This window comes from Solirhodobacter sp., from assembly GCF_964715405.1.
This window is the reverse complement of the sequence record NZ_CBAICG010000002.1, coordinates 67,967-83,070: the sequence shown is the minus strand read 5'-3', so window position 1 is coordinate 83,070 and position 15,104 is coordinate 67,967. Positions and strand designations below refer to the sequence as shown.

The 15,104-nt window shown below is 67.6% G+C and carries 13 protein-coding genes and 1 tRNA gene; 9 read left to right on the top strand and 5 right to left on the bottom strand.

Annotated elements, in window-relative coordinates; all coding sequences use genetic code 11:
• The first annotated feature begins 181 nt into the window (after positions 1-181).
• A complete protein-coding gene (locus AC11WY_RS01295; protein ID WP_482921721.1) occupies positions 182-943 on the top strand; it encodes a sulfite exporter TauE/SafE family protein in 762 nt (253 codons plus the stop codon).
• Positions 944-1,017: 74 nt separating this feature from the next.
• Here the strand turns inward: AC11WY_RS01295 and AC11WY_RS01290 are convergent, their stop codons facing one another.
• Positions 1,018-1,224 (bottom strand): SlyX family protein, encoded by a 207-nt coding sequence (locus AC11WY_RS01290; RefSeq protein ID WP_482921719.1) that lies wholly within the window; start codon positions 1,222-1,224, stop codon positions 1,018-1,020.
• Between the two features lie 152 nt (positions 1,225-1,376).
• Between AC11WY_RS01290 and hisS the strand changes: the two genes are divergently transcribed.
• Genes hisS through hisG form a run of 3 tightly spaced genes read left to right on the top strand, consistent with a single transcriptional unit; the run spans position 1,377 to position 4,674 of the window.
• A complete protein-coding gene (gene hisS, locus AC11WY_RS01285; RefSeq protein WP_482921717.1) occupies positions 1,377-2,870 on the top strand; it encodes a histidine--tRNA ligase in 1,494 nt (497 codons plus the stop codon).
• Entirely contained in the window at positions 2,867-3,967 is a 1,101-nt protein-coding gene (locus tag AC11WY_RS01280) for an ATP phosphoribosyltransferase regulatory subunit (RefSeq protein ID WP_482921715.1), read from the top strand. Before hisS ends, AC11WY_RS01280 begins: the two co-directional genes overlap by 4 nt.
• On the top strand, positions 3,964-4,674 hold the full coding sequence (gene hisG, locus AC11WY_RS01275) for an ATP phosphoribosyltransferase (protein WP_482921713.1): 711 nt from the start codon (positions 3,964-3,966) through the stop codon (positions 4,672-4,674). The genes AC11WY_RS01280 and hisG overlap by 4 nt, the downstream gene beginning before the upstream one ends.
• Positions 4,675-4,726: 52 nt before the next feature.
• Here the strand turns inward: hisG and AC11WY_RS01270 are convergent, their stop codons facing one another.
• Positions 4,727-5,155 carry a DUF1489 family protein gene (locus AC11WY_RS01270; RefSeq protein WP_482921875.1) on the bottom strand — a complete coding sequence of 143 codons (429 nt, stop codon included), beginning with the start codon at positions 5,153-5,155 and terminating at the stop codon, positions 4,727-4,729.
• Between the two features lie 119 nt (positions 5,156-5,274).
• Here AC11WY_RS01270 and AC11WY_RS01265 point away from each other — a divergent pair, with 119 nt between their 5' ends.
• Positions 5,275-7,557 carry an adenosylcobalamin-dependent ribonucleoside-diphosphate reductase gene (locus AC11WY_RS01265; protein WP_482921711.1) on the top strand — a complete coding sequence of 761 codons (2,283 nt, stop codon included), beginning with the start codon at positions 5,275-5,277 and terminating at the stop codon, positions 7,555-7,557.
• 50 nt (positions 7,558-7,607) lie between these two features.
• Here AC11WY_RS01265 and AC11WY_RS01260 read toward each other — a convergent pair whose 3' ends face one another.
• Positions 7,608-8,666 carry a quinone-dependent dihydroorotate dehydrogenase gene (locus AC11WY_RS01260; protein WP_482921709.1) on the bottom strand — a complete coding sequence of 353 codons (1,059 nt, stop codon included), beginning with the start codon at positions 8,664-8,666 and terminating at the stop codon, positions 7,608-7,610.
• A complete protein-coding gene (locus tag AC11WY_RS01255; protein ID WP_482921707.1) occupies positions 8,663-9,001 on the bottom strand; it encodes a DUF952 domain-containing protein in 339 nt (112 codons plus the stop codon). Before AC11WY_RS01255 ends, AC11WY_RS01260 begins: the two co-directional genes overlap by 4 nt.
• A 148-nt stretch (positions 9,002-9,149) precedes the next feature.
• Between AC11WY_RS01255 and AC11WY_RS01250 the strand changes: the two genes are divergently transcribed.
• The 3 genes from AC11WY_RS01250 to AC11WY_RS01240 all read left to right on the top strand — a co-directional run bounded on the left by AC11WY_RS01250 (position 9,150) and on the right by AC11WY_RS01240 (position 11,511).
• Entirely contained in the window at positions 9,150-10,673 is a 1,524-nt protein-coding gene (locus AC11WY_RS01250) for a bifunctional metallophosphatase/5'-nucleotidase (protein WP_482921705.1), read from the top strand.
• Between the two features lie 56 nt (positions 10,674-10,729).
• A complete protein-coding gene (locus AC11WY_RS01245; protein WP_482921703.1) occupies positions 10,730-11,395 on the top strand; it encodes an SOS response-associated peptidase in 666 nt (221 codons plus the stop codon).
• Between the two features lie 42 nt (positions 11,396-11,437).
• Positions 11,438-11,511, top strand: a tRNA-Gly gene (locus tag AC11WY_RS01240).
• Between the two features lie 131 nt (positions 11,512-11,642).
• Here the strand turns inward: AC11WY_RS01240 and AC11WY_RS01235 are convergent.
• Complete coding sequence (locus tag AC11WY_RS01235) at positions 11,643-13,046, bottom strand: leucine-rich repeat domain-containing protein (RefSeq protein ID WP_482921701.1); 1,404 nt, start codon at positions 13,044-13,046, stop codon at positions 11,643-11,645.
• A gap of 184 nt (positions 13,047-13,230) precedes the next feature.
• On the opposite strand from AC11WY_RS01235, the gene AC11WY_RS01230 reads away from it, so the two are divergent.
• Positions 13,231-15,021, top strand: coding sequence for an ABC transporter transmembrane domain-containing protein (locus AC11WY_RS01230; RefSeq protein WP_482921699.1), 1,791 nt, complete (start codon positions 13,231-13,233; stop codon positions 15,019-15,021).
• Positions 15,022-15,104 lie beyond the last annotated feature (83 nt).

Here is a 15,104-nt window from a genome sequence, read left to right as displayed (position 1 = left end):
AATCGCCCGGGCGCAGACCCTGTTCCGTGCCGTCTTTGGAAACGTCGCGATGCGAGAACAGAATTCCAACCCTTTGCGGCATCGTGGATCAACGTCCCGCACCCCCCTCGGATTTCCTGTTGAGAATGCGCCTGCCTGAGATAGCTTCCCGCCTTGGCGCTGTCGCGCTGAGGTGACTTTCTTGGACCGTTTCATCGAATTCGCTGCCGTCGGGTTCTTCGCGATGCTGGTGAACGGGATGCTCGGGATGGGCTTCGGCATCATCTCGGCCGCGATCCTGCTGGCGCAGGGCGTCGCCGCCCCGCTGGTGTCGGTCAGCGTCAACGCGGCCAAGCTGCCGACGCTCGCCACGCTGACCCTCTCGCACTGGATGAATGGCAACCTGGAGGGCCGCGTGGTCTGGCGCATCGCGCTGTGGGGGGTGGTTGGCGGGTTGGCGGGGGCGTTCCTGCTGTCGACGCTGAAGGGGGCGCCGCTGATCCTGCTGACCAACATCTACCTTGTGGTGGTCGGCCTGCTGATCCTGGTCAAGGCGTTCCGCCCAAGCCCGCCCAAAGCGGTCAGCCATATCCGCCTTGGTGCCGTCGGCTTTGTCGGCGGCGCGATCGAGGGGATCGGCGGCAGCTGGGGCCCGATCGTCACGCCCGCGCTCTTGGGCATGGGCCTGCCCGCCCGCCACGCCATCGGCGCCTCGATGGCGGCCGAGGCGGTGGTGACGGTCGCGGTCTCGGTGATGCTGGCGGCCACCTTCGGCGCGGGCACCTGGGGCGGCGGCACCAACTGGCACGGGGTCGGCAGCGCCATCCTGGGGCTGATCGCCGGGGGGTTGCCCGCGTCCTTCGCAGGCGGCCTGCTGGCCCGCAAGGTGCCGCACCGGCCGCTGACCATCGCGGTCGGCCTTTTCGCGCTGGCCGTCGCCGCCTACCGCTTCGCCATGCTGTAGGGCGTCGCGACCGGGGCCGATGGCGGAGCCTCCGGCGGGAGTATTTGGCGCCAAGAAGAATGGGGGGCGCGGGCTTACCAGTGCGGCGGGCGCTGATCGGCCAGCGGGATCGTGCCGCCGGTGTCGGCTTCACGCTCCGCCTCGCGCTGCATCAGGAGGCCGAGGCGGCGGCCGAGGACGTCGATCTCGCGCGCCTGGCGGGCGACAACCTCCGAGAGGTCTTCGACCGTGCGGGTCAGGTGGGCGATCTGTTCTTCGAGCGGGGTCAGCGGGCTGGTCATGGCGGCATCCTAGCGGCTGCGAACGTCGGTGTAAAATCGGTGCGAAATCGGTGCGGTTTCGGTGTTCTCCGAACGGTGCGTTAACCCCCCACCTTGCCCCGCCGCCCCCCATCCGCTAAGCCACCCGGCGACAGCGGGACGAGGCGAGCAAGATGGCACAGGACAAATCCCCCCGGCGGCCGCGCGCCGAGACACCCAAGGGGTTTCGCGACTATTTCGGCGCCGAGGTGGCCGAACGCAACGCCATGCTGGCGCAGATCGCCGCGGTCTACCACCGCTACGGCTTCGATCCCTTGGAAACCTCGGCGGTGGAAACCGTTGAAGCGCTGGGGAAGTTCCTGCCCGACGTGGATCGCCCGAACGACGGCGTGTTCGCCTGGCAGGACGAGGATGCCGATTGGCTGGCGCTGCGCTACGACCTGACGGCCCCCCTCGCGCGCGTCGCGGCGCAGTATCGCAACGAGTTGCCCAGCCCCTACCGGCGCTATGCGATGGGCCCGGTCTGGCGCAACGAAAAGCCGGGGCCGGGGCGGTTTCGCCAGTTTTATCAATGCGATGCGGATACGGTGGGGTCGGCGTCGGTGGTGGCGGATGCCGAGATGTGCGCGATGCTGTGCGACGCATTGAATGCGCTTGGCATTCCGCAGGACAGCTTTGTTGTTCGCATCAACAATCGCAAGGTCCTGAATGGAGTGATGGAGGCCACTGGCCTTTACGACGCGAATGATCCCAGCAAGTTTGCCATGGAGCGCGGGATCGTTCTTCGAGCGATTGACAAATTCGACAAGTTCGGAGTCGACGGCGTCAGGGCGCTGCTTGGTAAAGGTCGGTTGGACCAAAGTGGCGACTTCACCAAAGGTGCCGGTCTCAGCGACGAACAGGTCGATATGTTCGCTTGGTTCTTCGAGACCCCTCAAGGTACCGAAGCAGATCGCCTCGCTTCGATCAGGGGCTTCGTTGGTTCTACCCCGAGTGGCTCGGACGGCGTATCCGAACTTGAGACTATCTCTGAACTCCTGGACAAGCTTGGATATGCTGGCCGAAACACGATGATCGATTGGTCGGTCGTTCGCGGTCTCGGGTATTACACCGGACCCGTATTCGAAGCTGAAGTTACAGCCGAGACATTTGACGAAATGGGCAGAAAGCGAACCTTCGGCTCGGTTGCTGGTGGTGGACGATACGACGATCTCGTGAAGCGTTTTACGGGCCAGTCAGTTCCGGCAACTGGCGTGTCAATCGGAGTTGATCGGTTGTTGGCCATTCTTAATGCGTTGCGAAAATCAAAACCGGCGACCCCCGGCCCGGTGGTGGTGACGGTGATGGATCGTGACCGGATGGCAGATTACATGGCCATCGTGGGTGAGTTGCGCGCGGCGGGCATCCGGGCCGAGATGTATCTCGGCAACCCCAAGAACTTCGGCAACCAGTTGAAATACGCCGACAAACGGCAGTCGCCCGTGGCCATCATCCAGGGCGCCGACGAGGCCGCGCGGGGCGTCGTGCAGGTGAAGGATCTGGTGCTGGGCGCGAAGATCGCCGCCGCCGCCAGCGTCGAGGAATGGAAGGCGCAACCGGCGCAGACCGAGGTCGCGCGCGCCGATCTGGTCGCCGCCGTGCGCCGCATCCTCGGGGCCGCCGGATGAAAGCCGCAGACCGCGCCGAGGCGGAACGGCTCTTCGCCCGTTTCCAGGCGGCCGGGGCGGTGCCGGTCGATGCCGATATCCTGCTGCCCGCCGACACGCTGCTGGACCTTTACGGCGAGGATATCCGGGCCCGCGCCTACATGACCTACGACCCGCTGGAGGGCGAGATGATGCTGCGCCCCGACTTCACCGTGCCGGTGGTGCAGATGCACATGGCGCACGGGGCGGAACCGGCGCGCTACACCTACATGGGCGAGGTGTTCCGGCGCCAGGATCACCTGGGCGTGCGGGCCCGCGAGTATCTGCAGGTCGGCTACGAGGTTTTCGCGCGGGACAACCCCGAGGATGCCGATGCCGAAGTCTTCGCGCTGTTCGCCGACGTGCTGGCGCCGCTGCGGCTGCGCGCGGCAACGGGCGACATCGGCATCCTGATGGCGGCGGTGCACGGCCTGACCACCAGCGAGCGCCGCCGCGCCGCGCTTTTGCGCCATATCTGGCGGCCGCGCCGGTTCCGCGCGCTGCTCGACCGCTTCGGCGGCCGTACCCCGCAGCCGGAACCCCGCGCGCGGTTGCTGGCGGCGCTGGCCGGCGCTTCGGCCGCCGACCTGATCGCTGCCGCCGGCCCCGCCATCGGCCTGCGCGATCCCGCCGAGGTTGCCGCCCGCGCCGCCGCGCTGGCCGAGGATGCGGCCACGCCGCCGCTGTCGGCCGCCGAGGTGGACCTGCTGGAGGATGTGCTGACCCTGCGCGACACCGCGCCCCATGCGCTGGGCCATCTGCGCGACGTGGCAGTGGACCTGCCGAGCATCGCCCCGGCGGTGGACCGCTTCGCCCGCCGCCTTGATGCGCTGTCACGCCGCGGCATCGACGTCGGCAACCTCGATTTCGAGGCCAGCCACGGCCGCACCACGCTGGAATATTACGACGGCTTCGTCTTCAGCTTCCACGCCGAGGGGCGCGCCGACCTGCCCCCCGTCGCCTCGGGCGGGCGCTACGATGCGCTGACGCGGGTGCTGGGGCAGGGCCGGTCGATCCCCGCCGTCGGCGGCGTGATCCGCCCCGGCCTTGTCGCCGCGCTGACGGAGGGGCGGGCATGAGCCTGAAGATCGGCGTGCCGTCCAAGGGGCGGCTGATGGAGAAGACATTCGAATGGTTCGGCGCCCGCGGCGTCGAGATGCGCCGCGTGGGGTCGGAACGGGAATATTCCGCTGCGGTCGGCGGGGCCGATGGGGTGCAGGCGGTGCTGCTGTCGGCGGGCGAGATTCCGCGCGAACTGGCGGCCGGGCGGATCCATCTGGGCGTCACCGGCTCCGACCTCGTGCGCGAGAAGCTGGTGGACTGGGAGGATCAGGTCGCCGACCTCGCCGCGCTGGGGTTCGGTTTCGCCGACCTGATCATCGCCGTGCCCGCGTTCTGGATCGACGTCGACACGCTCGACGACCTCGACGCCGCCGCCAGCGCCTTTCGCGCCGCGCATGGCCACCGGCTGCGGATCGCCACGAAATACCACCGGCTTGTGCGCGATTTCCTGCGCGACAACGGGGTGGCGGATTATCAACTGGTGGACAGTCAGGGCGCGACCGAGGGCACGGTGAAGAACCTCACCGCCGAGGCGATCGCCGACATCACGTCATCGGGCGAGACCCTGCGCGCCAACCACCTGAAGATCCTGTCGGACGGCCTGATCCACCGGTCCGAGGCGACGCTTTACGCGGCCCGCGCCGCCGACTGGTCGAACGGTGCCCGCCCGGCGCTGGAGTCGCTGCTGGCAACCCTCGGGCTCGACCTGCCGGATCACCTCTGACCCCATTCTTCTTGGCCCAAATACTCCCGCCGGAGGCTTCCGCAGTCGGCCGTTACCGCACACCGATTTCGGCCAGCGCGGCCGCCAGCGCGGGCGGCAACGCCTCTTCCCGCGGGCCGGACCTGCGCAGGTCGCGCGGGGCGTCGTCGGGGGCAAGGTAGCGCCAGCCCTGGAACGGGCGGCGCGGTTGCGGCTCGGTGCGGATCACGGCGGGGTCGAGCACGAGGGCGCAGCGCAGCACGCCGTCGGCCCCCTGCCGCGCGTCCAGCCGCAGGATGCGCTGGCGCGCCAGCACCATCCCCTTGAACACCCAGTAGAGCGAGCCGCCGTTCAGCACCTCGTCGGCGCGCTTGGGCCACATCCGGGTGACATGGCTCGTCTGCCACGCCGGGTCTTCGGCGCGGCGCTGGTCCTGCCAGTCGATCAGGTCCTCGACGCGATCCGCGCCGACGCAGAGCTTCAGGATGTGGGTGGTCGAAATGGCCGCGACTCGCTCTTGCTAGATCATGTTGTCGGCCCCGGACTCTAGGCTACGCGTTGCGGAGTTCAAGCCGAGGGCGTATATTGGAATGCTCACTTCCCTGCCACGAGGATGCTGCCATGACCCGCTTCGCCGCCCCCATCGCCGAGCAGATCTGGGACATGAAGTATCGTCTGAAGGCGGCCGACGGCACCCCGATCGACGCCACGCTGGAGGAGACCTGGCGCCGCGTCGCGCGGTCGCTGGCGGAGGTCGAGACCGACCCCGCCATCTGGGAGGAGCGCTTCTACGCCGCGCTGGAGGATTTCCGTTTTCTGCCCGCGGGCCGCATCACGGCCGGGGCGGGCACCGGGCGCAGCGTCACGCTGTTCAACTGCTTTGTCATGGGCACCATCCCCGACAGCATGGGCGGCATCTTCGACATGCTGCGCGAGGCCGCGCTGACCATGCAGCAGGGCGGCGGCATCGGCTACGATTTCTCGCCGATCCGCCCGCGCGGCGCGGCGGTGCATGGGGTGGCGGCGGATGCCTCCGGCCCGCTCAGCTTCATGGATGTGTGGGATGCGATGTGCCGCACCATCATGTCGGCGGGCTCGCGTCGTGGCGCGATGATGGCCACCATGCGCTGCGACCATCCCGACATCGAGGCCTTCATCGAGGCCAAGCAGGATCCGGCCCGGCTGCGCATGTTCAACCTGTCGGTGCTGGTGACGGATGCCTTCATGGCCGCCGTCAAGGCGGGCGAGGCGTGGGAACTGACTTTCGGCGGCAAGGTCTACAAGACCCTGCCCGCGCGCGATCTGTGGAACCGCATCATGCGCTCCACCTACGATTTCGCGGAACCGGGCGTGATCTTCATCGACCGCATCAACGCGATGAACAACCTGAACTACGTCGAGACGATCGCCGCGACCAACCCCTGTGGTGAACAGCCGTTGCCGCCCTACGGCGCCTGCCTTCTGGGTTCGATCAACCTTGCGCGGCTGGTGTCCGATCCGTTCGAGCCGACCGCCCGGATCGACATGGCGGCGCTCGACACGCTGGTGCGCACCGCGGTGCGGATGTTGGACAACGTGGTGACCACGTCCCGCTTTCCGCTGCCGCAACAGGAAGCCGAGGCGCAGGCGAAGCGCCGCATCGGGCTGGGCGTCACCGGGCTTGCCGATGCGCTGCTGATGCTGGGGCTGCGCTATGGGTCCGACGCGGCGATGGCGGCGACCGAAGCGTGGATGCACGCCATCGCGCGGGCCGCCTATCTCGCCTCGGTCGACCTTGCGCAGGAGAAGGGGCCGTTCCCGCTGTTCGACGCGCAGGGCTATCTCGCATCGGGCAATATGTTGCAGATGGACAAGGACGTCCGCGATGCCATCGCCGCCCACGGGATCCGCAACGCGCTGCTGACCTCGGTCGCTCCGACAGGCACGATAAGCCTTTACGCGGGGAACGTGAGTTCCGGGATCGAGCCGGTCTTCGCCTACGCCTACACCCGCAAGGTGTTGCAAAAGGATGGGTCGCGCACCGAGGAAGAGGTGGTGGACTACGCCGTCGCCCTGTGGCGGCGGAAGTTCGGCGACCGACCGTTGCCCGATCATTTCGTCGACGCCCAGACCCTGCCGCCGCTCGACCACGTCAGGATGCAGGCCGCCGCGCAGAAGTGGGTGGACAGCTCGATCTCGAAGACCATCAACTGCCCCGCGGACATCAGCTTTGATGCCTTCAAGGAGGTCTACATGGCCGCCTGGGATCAGGGCTGCAAGGGTTGCACGACCTACCGGCCGAACGACGTCACCGGGTCCGTGCTGACGGTATCCGAGAAGACCGAGCCGACGCAGGCCGAGGCGCACGCCCAGTCGCAGGCGGCGGCCTCGGGCGAGGTGGTCTATCTCTCGGAACCGCTCGACCGGCCGCAGGCGCTGGAGGGCGCGACCTACAAGCTGAAGTGGCCCGACAGCGAGCACGCGATCTACATCACCATCAACGACATCGTGATCGCCGGGCATCGGCGGCCGTTCGAGGTCTTCATCAACTCCAAGAACATGGAGCATTTCGCCTGGACGGTGGCGCTGACGCGGATGATCTCGGCGGTATTCCGGCGCGGCGGCGACATCTCGTTCGTGGTGGAGGAACTCAAGGCGGTGTTCGACCCGCGCGGCGGCGCCTGGATGGAAGGGCGCTACATCCCCTCGATCCTCGCCGCGATCGGCGGCGTGATCGAGCGCCACCTGATCCAGATCGGCTTCATCGACGGCGAGGGCATGGGGCTGAAGACCGACCCGCGTGCCCAGATCGCCCAGGTCTCGGGCGGCCGCGGCAAGGCCTGTTCAAGCTGCGGCAGCTTCGAAATGCGGATGGTCGAGGGCTGCATGACCTGCGCCAACTGCGGCTATTCGAAATGCGGGTAGACGGCGCAGCCCGGTAGGCTGACCCGTGGCCCCCACCACTGGCGCAGCGGTCAGAGCCACTCTGCGCGGCCGCTGCCCACCGCCTCGGCCACCGTCGTGAAGCCGTCGCGCACCAGCAGCGCGTCAAGGCCGCGGGCGAGCCGGGCGGCAAGGCCGATACCGTCGTAGACCATCGCGGTGTAGACCTGCACCGCCGAGGCGCCGGCCCGGATCTTGGCGTAAGCCTGTTCCGGCGTGGCGATGCCACCGACGCCGATCAGCGGCAGCTTGCCATTGGTCAGCTGCGACAGCCGCGCCAGGATGCGGGTGGATTTCTCGAACAGCGGCGCGCCGGACAGGCCGCCTGCTTCGCCGCGATGGCGGCTTTTCAAACCGTCGCGCACAAGTGTGGTGTTGGTGGCGATGATGCCGTCGATGCCGGAGGCCAGCGCGACCTCGGCGACGTCGGCAAGGCCGCCGTCGTCAAGGTCGGGCGCGATCTTCAGGAACACCGGGATGCGGCGGAGGAGGCCCGCCCGGACCTCCAGCACACCGGCCAGCAGGGCGGCCAGCGCGGCCTTGCCCTGCAAATCCCGCAGCCGTTCGGTGTTGGGCGAGGAGACATTGACGGTGGCGAAGTCGATATGGCCGCCGCAGGTCGCCAGCACGGCCGCGAAATCGGCGGCGCGGTCGGCGCTGTCCTTGTTGGCGCCGAGGTTGAGGCCGATCACGCCGCCCTTCGGCCGCTGCGCGAGGCGGGCGGCGATCGCGGCGGCGCCCTCGTTGTTGAAGCCGAAGCGGTTGATCGCGGCGCGATCCTCGGTCAGCCGGAACAGGCGCGGTTTCGGGTTGCCGGGTTGCGGGCGCGGCGTGGCGGCGCCGACCTCGATGAAGCCGAAGCCCGCGCGGACGAGGGGGCCGAGGGCGACGGCGTTCTTGTCGAAGCCCGCGGCAAGCCCCACGGGGTTCGGCAGGCTCAGGCCCGCCAGCGTGGTGCCAAGACGCGGCGAGGTGACGGGACCGGGCAGCGGCACCAGGCCCGCGCGCAACGCCAGCAGCGCAAGGCCATGCGCCCGCTCGGGGTCGATCCGGTGCAGCGCGGCAAGGCCCGCGCGTTCGATCAGGCTCACAGCATCCCCTCGGGGAAAATGTGGCCGGTGGCACCGAGGGGCAGCGACTTGTCCCACACCACCTCGTTTAGCCGCAAGATGCGGTAGAGGTGCGGGAACAGCGCGCCACCGCGCGAGGGCTCCCACTTCAGCGCCACGCCAAGCGCATCGGGGCGCACGGCGACCAGCACCAGATCGCTTTCGGTCGCAAAGTGCCGTGCCGCGGTTTCCGGCACCTGACCGGCGGTGGAAAAATGGATGAAGCCATCGGCCCGGTCGATCGGTGCGCCAGCGGTTTCCCCCGCGTCACGGAAGGCGTTCCATTCGGAGCGGCGGAAAATCTTGAAGATCAGCATGGGTGCGTGATGCCCGTTGTCCTCGTGGCGGTCAATGGCCCAACGTCACGCGCAAGTCATCTTGAATGCGCATTTTGGCCGCGTGAAGGCTTTGACACGGGCGATCGGGACCATCACTCTCGCGCCAGTCCAGACAAGGAGACCCGCAATGACCAGACGTGCCCGCACGCTCGCCGCCGCCCTGATGGGTGCTGCCGCCGTGGCTGGCCTTGCCGCGCCCGCGGCAATGGCGGCCGATACGGTGAAGCTGACCATCCTCGGGGTGGGCGATCTTTACAACTTCGACGCCGGGAAGGATCGCGGCGGCTTCGCCCGCCTCAATGCGCTGGCGAAGGCCGAGAAGGCGGCGAACCCGAACACGCTTTACGTGTTTGACGGCGACATGCTGTCGCCCTCGCTGATGTCGGGCCTTGACAAGGGGCAGAACACCATCGACCTGACCAACATCGTGCCCTTCGACATCGCGGTGCCCGGCAACCACGAGTTCGACTTCGGCCCCGACAACTTCTTCGACAAGGTGGCGAAGTCGAAATACCCTTGGGCCACGATCTCGATCACCAACGCCGACGGCTCGCCGCTGAAGGGGCTGCAAGGGGTGATGGTGAAGGAAATCGCCGGGCTGAAGATCGCGCTGATCCCGATTTCCGAGGATGACACGCCCACCGTATCAAGCTCGGGCGACCTGAAGTTCCTGCCCTCGGTTTCCACCGGGGTCGCGGCGGCCAGGCAGGCCCGCAAGGACGGCGCCGATCTGGTGATCGCGGTCGCGCAGACGCCGCACAGCCAGGACTTCGAGATGATGGCGAGCCACGCCTTCGACGTGATCATGTCGGGCGACGATCATGACTACATGACCGGCTACGACGGCATTACCGCCTATGTCGAGACCTCGATGGACGCGCGCTTCATGGACCCGCTCGACCTGACGGTGACGGTGGACGTCAAGGACGGCAAGCGCACGGTGAAATGGACGCCGAACTTCCGCTTTGTCGATACCGCGAGCGTGGCACCCGACCCCGAGACGCAGAAGGTGGTCGACGGGCTGAAGGCGCAGCTCGACCAGAGCCTGAACGTGGTGATCGGCACCACCGACGTGGCGCTCGACTCGCGGCGCAACGTGGTGCGCGGCGAGGAATCGGCGATGGGCGATCTGATCGCCGATGCGGTGAAGGACGCCACCGGGGCCGATCTCGCCATCATCAACGGCGGCGGCATCCGTGCCGACCGAACCTATGACGCGGGCCTGCAACTGACGCGGCGCGACATCCTGACCGAGCTGCCGTTCGGCAACAAGACCGTGGTGACCGAGATTCCGGGCAGCCAGATCCTGGCGGCGCTGGAGAACGGGGTAAGCCAGGTCGCCGACGGCGCCGGGCGATTCCCGCAGGTGGCGGGGATGCAGTTCGTCTATGACCCGAAGGCCCCGGCGGGCTCGCGCGTCGCCTCGGTCATGGTGGGCGGCAAGTCGCTTGACATGAACGCGGTCTACAAGGTTGCGACCAACGACTACATGCTGTCGGGCGGCGATGGCTATACCGCGCTGGGCGGCGGCAAGGTGCTGGTGAATGACACCGCGGGCAACCTGATGGCGAACGACGTGATGACCTATGTCGCCAAGATCGGTCATGTGACCGAGAAGGTCGAAGGCCGGATCAAGACGGTCGGCCAGTAACCCCGGCGCGCGCCCCGGCTGCGGCGGGGCGCGCAACCAATTCGAAAGACGGCGAGATGTGCGGCCGTTTCGTGATGACCCACCCGGATGAGGCGATCGCCGCGCTGTTCGACGCGGTGGTCTCGAACGATTTGCCGCCGAGCCCGCGCTACAACATCTGCCCGACCCAGCCGGTCGCCGTGGTGACGTCCGAGGGCGGCGCGCGGCGACTGCGCCCGATGCGCTGGGGGTTCCTGCCCGGCTGGTACAAAAGCCCCAAGGATGGGCCGCTCCTGATCAATGCGCGGGCCGACACCATCGCGACCAAGCCCGCCTTTCGCGCGGCGGTGCGGGCGCGGCGCTGCCTGATCCCGGCCTCGGGGTTTTACGAGTGGAGCGCTGGGGACAACGCCGCCCGGCTGCCGTGGTACATCCGGCGGGTGGACGGGCAACCCCTTGCTTTTGCTGGAATTTGGCAGGCGTGGGAACGGGAGGGGCAGGCGCTGGTGACCTTCGCGATTGTCACCACCGAGTCCGGCGACGCGGTCGCGAAGGTGCATCACCGCGAGCCGGTGACGGTGGAACGCGCCGACTGGCCGCTGTGGCTGGGCGAGGCGGGCACCGGGGCGGCGGCCCTGATGCACGCCGCACCAGCGCACACCTGGGAGGTGTATCGCGTTGATCCCAAAGTGAATTCCAACCGCGTCGAGGGCCCCGGCCTGATTGCGCCGCTGGCCGCCTGACAGCTTGCCTTGAGCCACCGCAGCGGATATTGGAGGGGCAGCGCGGGCGTTGTGTAATGGTAAGACCTTAGCCTTCCAAGCTAAAGACGCGGGTTCGATTCCCGCCGCCCGCTCCACTCCTCCAAACCATTGAAATTGCTGGGAAACAGGGACACCGTTTCCGCACCGATTTTGCACCGAAAAAGCACCGACGTTCCATCGACGTTCGGGGCGGGGTGTTAAGAGGATGGTAAGGATTGGGGCGCGTTCAGTCGCGCTTCGGACCGGGTTGGACGCGGTCGCGGGCGTAGTCCAGAATTGGCCCGATCCACGCCGCGAAGCCGTCGCCCCAGTATTGGGCAAGTGTCGTTATGACCGAGTGGTTCGCCCAAAGCCATCCGGCGAAACTGATAGTCTCATGTCCGATCAGCGCATTCAAAGCAACCGGGGCGACGTATCTCCCCAGAGCGATCACGATGTTTCGGTTAACGGTCTGCTGCGCGACGCGGACGCGGGTTTCGGGATCGGTCGAACTTTGGGTGAAGGTGGCGCTGTAGCTGATGATGCGCGGGCCGAAGGCGTCGGGGGCCGTGATGATGGCGCGCGACAACTCGTCTTGCGCGGCGATAGGGGCGGTGGTGTCGGTGGCCTGCGCATGGCGGCGATAGCGCGCCTCGAACACCTCGACCTCGGGGTTGTCGAGGGTCAGACCGGGGCCGATCATCCAGACCCTGTCGAGCGCCGTGACAGTTTCGGGGGCAAGGCGGTCATCGCCTTCGCGTTCATCCCGGCGGGTGAAGATGCTGCGGCAGGCGGTCAGGTCGAAATGCACCTCCATCAGGTCGATGGCGGGGAAATCGTGCGCAAGCTCGGCGGCGAGGCGGCGTGAGATGGTGTCGATATCAGGGTGCTGGTTACCGGACCGGCGCAGAACCTCGACCGCCTCGCGGAGCCGTTCGAGCGCCTTGCGCTTGACCGGATCGGTGAGTTCGGCACCCACGGGCAGCGCCGGGGCGACCTCGGCCTTGCCCTCGGCGACGGTGACGGGAAGCGCTGTGTCCTGTTCGGGCGTGGGGGCGGGATCTGTTGGGGGCAGGCCCAGCAGGCGATCATAGGCGGCATCATCGAGTGCGTTGAGATAGGCGAGGGTTTCGCGGGTGCGGGTCTCGGCGTCGTCGATTTCGGACAGACGGTCCAGTTCGGGGTCGAGGCGAGTGGCGGGGGTATCGCGGAATTGGAGGCCATCAGACGAAAGACCCGCGGCTTCCCTGAGGGCGGTGAAATGGCGGATTGAGCGCAGGTCTTTGACTTCGGAGGAGTCGAGGTCAAGGTCTTCCAACGCGGTAAGGGACGCGAGGGGGGCGAGGTTGGAGACCCTTGTGTCCATGAGGTAGAGTTGTTGCAGTGAGGTAAGGGTCCTGAGGGGGCTAAGGTCAGTGACCTTTGTGCCCTCAATGTTGAGGCGTTTCAGCGCGGTGAGGGTGCTGACGGGGGCGATGTCGGTGACCTCAGTGCCCATCAGGTACAGGCTTCTCAGCGTGGCGAGGGCGGAGAGTTCGGGGGGGATGGTCGCAAGTCCCCAGATCGACAACTCGAGTTCTGTATTGCCCGTGGCCTTAGCTTCGGCGACCCGGCGGCGGGCTTCCGTGTAGGCGTCACTTGTTTGGCTCATCTGGTCCCGCCTCGTTCGTTGGCCGACTATGGGGCTGGGGCGGTGGGCTGTCCAGCAGGGGGTCTGCGGCCCGGGCATGCTGCCCCCCCGTTCACCCATCCGTGACCCGGCTGCGGCAGCCTTGACGCTTGCCGGGCCGCGGCTCGGGGCGTAAGCGCGGAGCGGCATAGCAGGGGAAGCACACATGGCGCGGTCACCGGTCATCCTTGAAAAACGCGATTCGTCGAAGCGGATCGGGGCGCTGGCGGCGCTTTGGCCGTTCATGCGGCCGTACCGGCGGATGGTGATCGGGGCGGGGCTGGCGCTGATCTCGACCGCGGTGATCTCGCTGATCCTGCCGATCGCGGTGCGGCGGGTGGTGGACAATTTCAACACCGGCAGCGCCGCGCTGCTGGACAGCTACTTCGGCGCGGCGCTGGTGATCGCGACGCTGCTCGCGCTGGGCACCGGCACGCGGTATTACCTTGTCACCCGGCTGGGCGAGCGGGTGGTGGCCGACATCCGCAAGGCGATGTTCGACCGTGTGGTGGGAATGAGCCCGGCGTTCTTCGAGAATATCCTGACCGGCGAAGTGCTGAGTCGGCTGACCACGGACACCACGCTGATCCTGTCGGTGATCGGTTCGTCGGTGTCGGTGGCGCTGCGCAACGTGCTGATGCTGGTGGGCGGGCTGGCGCTGATGCTCTTGACCTCGGCCAAGCTGACCGGGCTGGTCTTGCTGATCGTGCCGGCGGTGATCGTGCCGATCGTGGTGCTGGGGCGGCAGTTGCGCAAACTGAGCCGCGAGAACCAGGACTGGATCGCGCAGTCGTCGGGCAACGCGTCCGAGGCGCTGAGTTCGGTGCAGACGGTGCAGGCCTTCACGCATGAGCGCGAAAGCCGGGCGACCTTTGGCGCGATGACCGAGAAGTCGTTCCTGTCGGCGAAGACGCGGATTGGGGCGCGGGCGGTGATGACGATGATCGTCATCTTCCTGGTGTTCACCGGGATCGTGGGTGTGCTGTGGATCGGCGCGCGGGATGTGCGGGCGGGCATGATGACGGCGGGCAGCCTGATCCAGTTCGTGATCTACTCGGTGCTGGTGGCGGGCTCGGTCGGCGCGTTGAGCGAGATCATCGGCGAGTTGCAGCGCGCGGCGGGCGCGACTGAGCGGCTGGTGGAGCTGTTGCAGGCGAAGGACACGGTGACGGACCCGGTGCGGCCGGTGCCGCTGCCGCGCCCCGCGAAGGGAGCGATCGGGTTCGAGGGGGTGACGTTCCGCTATCCGGCGCGGCCCGAAGTTTCGGCGCTGGACGGGATCACGCTGAACGTGGCGCCGGGCGAGACGGTGGCGCTGGTCGGGCCCTCGGGCGCGGGCAAGACGACGATCATCCAGTTGTTGCAGCGGTTCTATGATCCGCAGTCAGGCGCGGTGACGATCGACGGCATCGACCTGCGCAAGATGGCGCGCGACGATTTCCGCCGGGCGATCGCGCTGGTGCCGCAGGATCCGGTGATCTTCGCCACCTCGGCGCGCGAGAACATCCGCTTTGGCCGGCCCGAGGCCAGCGACGCCGAGGTCGAGGCCGCGGCACAGGCGGCTGCGGCGCACGATTTCCTCGCCGCGTTGCCGCGCGGCTATGACACCTATGTGGGCGAGCGCGGCGTGATGCTGTCGGGTGGCCAGAAGCAGCGCATCGCCATTGCCCGGGCGATCCTGCGCGACGCGCCGATCCTGCTGCTGGACGAGGCAACCAGCGCGCTGGATGCCGAAAGCGAGCGGGCGGTACAGCAGGCGGTGGAGAAGCTGAGCGAGACCCGCACCACGCTGATCGTGGCGCACCGGCTGGCGACGGTGAAGAAGGCCGACCGCATCGTGGTGTTCGAGCACGGCCACATCGTCGCGCAGGGCACGCATGACGATCTGGTGGCGGGCGGCGGGCTTTACGCCCGGCTGGCGCGGCTGCAGTTCACCGACGGGCTGGCGGCGGAATAGGCCGGGCATGACGCTGCGTTGCGGCGCGGGCTGAGGCTTGCGCGAAGGCGCAAAACCGTTGAACCTTCCCCGAGGGCCGCCCG

Coding starts and splice junctions, on each gene's coding strand:
- AC11WY_RS01290 (WP_482921719.1), bottom strand. CDS start 1,224: ATGACCAGCCCGCTGACCCCGCTCGAAGAACAGATCGCCCACCTGACC.
- hisS (WP_482921717.1), top strand. CDS start 1,377: ATGGCACAGGACAAATCCCCCCGGCGGCCGCGCGCCGAGACACCCAAG.
- AC11WY_RS01280 (WP_482921715.1), top strand. CDS start 2,867: ATGAAAGCCGCAGACCGCGCCGAGGCGGAACGGCTCTTCGCCCGTTTC.
- hisG (WP_482921713.1), top strand. CDS start 3,964: ATGAGCCTGAAGATCGGCGTGCCGTCCAAGGGGCGGCTGATGGAGAAG.
- AC11WY_RS01265 (WP_482921711.1), top strand. CDS start 5,275: ATGACCCGCTTCGCCGCCCCCATCGCCGAGCAGATCTGGGACATGAAG.
- AC11WY_RS01255 (WP_482921707.1), bottom strand. CDS start 9,001: ATGCTGATCTTCAAGATTTTCCGCCGCTCCGAATGGAACGCCTTCCGT.
- AC11WY_RS01250 (WP_482921705.1), top strand. CDS start 9,150: ATGACCAGACGTGCCCGCACGCTCGCCGCCGCCCTGATGGGTGCTGCC.
- AC11WY_RS01245 (WP_482921703.1), top strand. CDS start 10,730: ATGTGCGGCCGTTTCGTGATGACCCACCCGGATGAGGCGATCGCCGCG.
- AC11WY_RS01235 (WP_482921701.1), bottom strand. CDS start 13,046: ATGAGCCAAACAAGTGACGCCTACACGGAAGCCCGCCGCCGGGTCGCC.
- AC11WY_RS01230 (WP_482921699.1), top strand. CDS start 13,231: ATGGCGCGGTCACCGGTCATCCTTGAAAAACGCGATTCGTCGAAGCGG.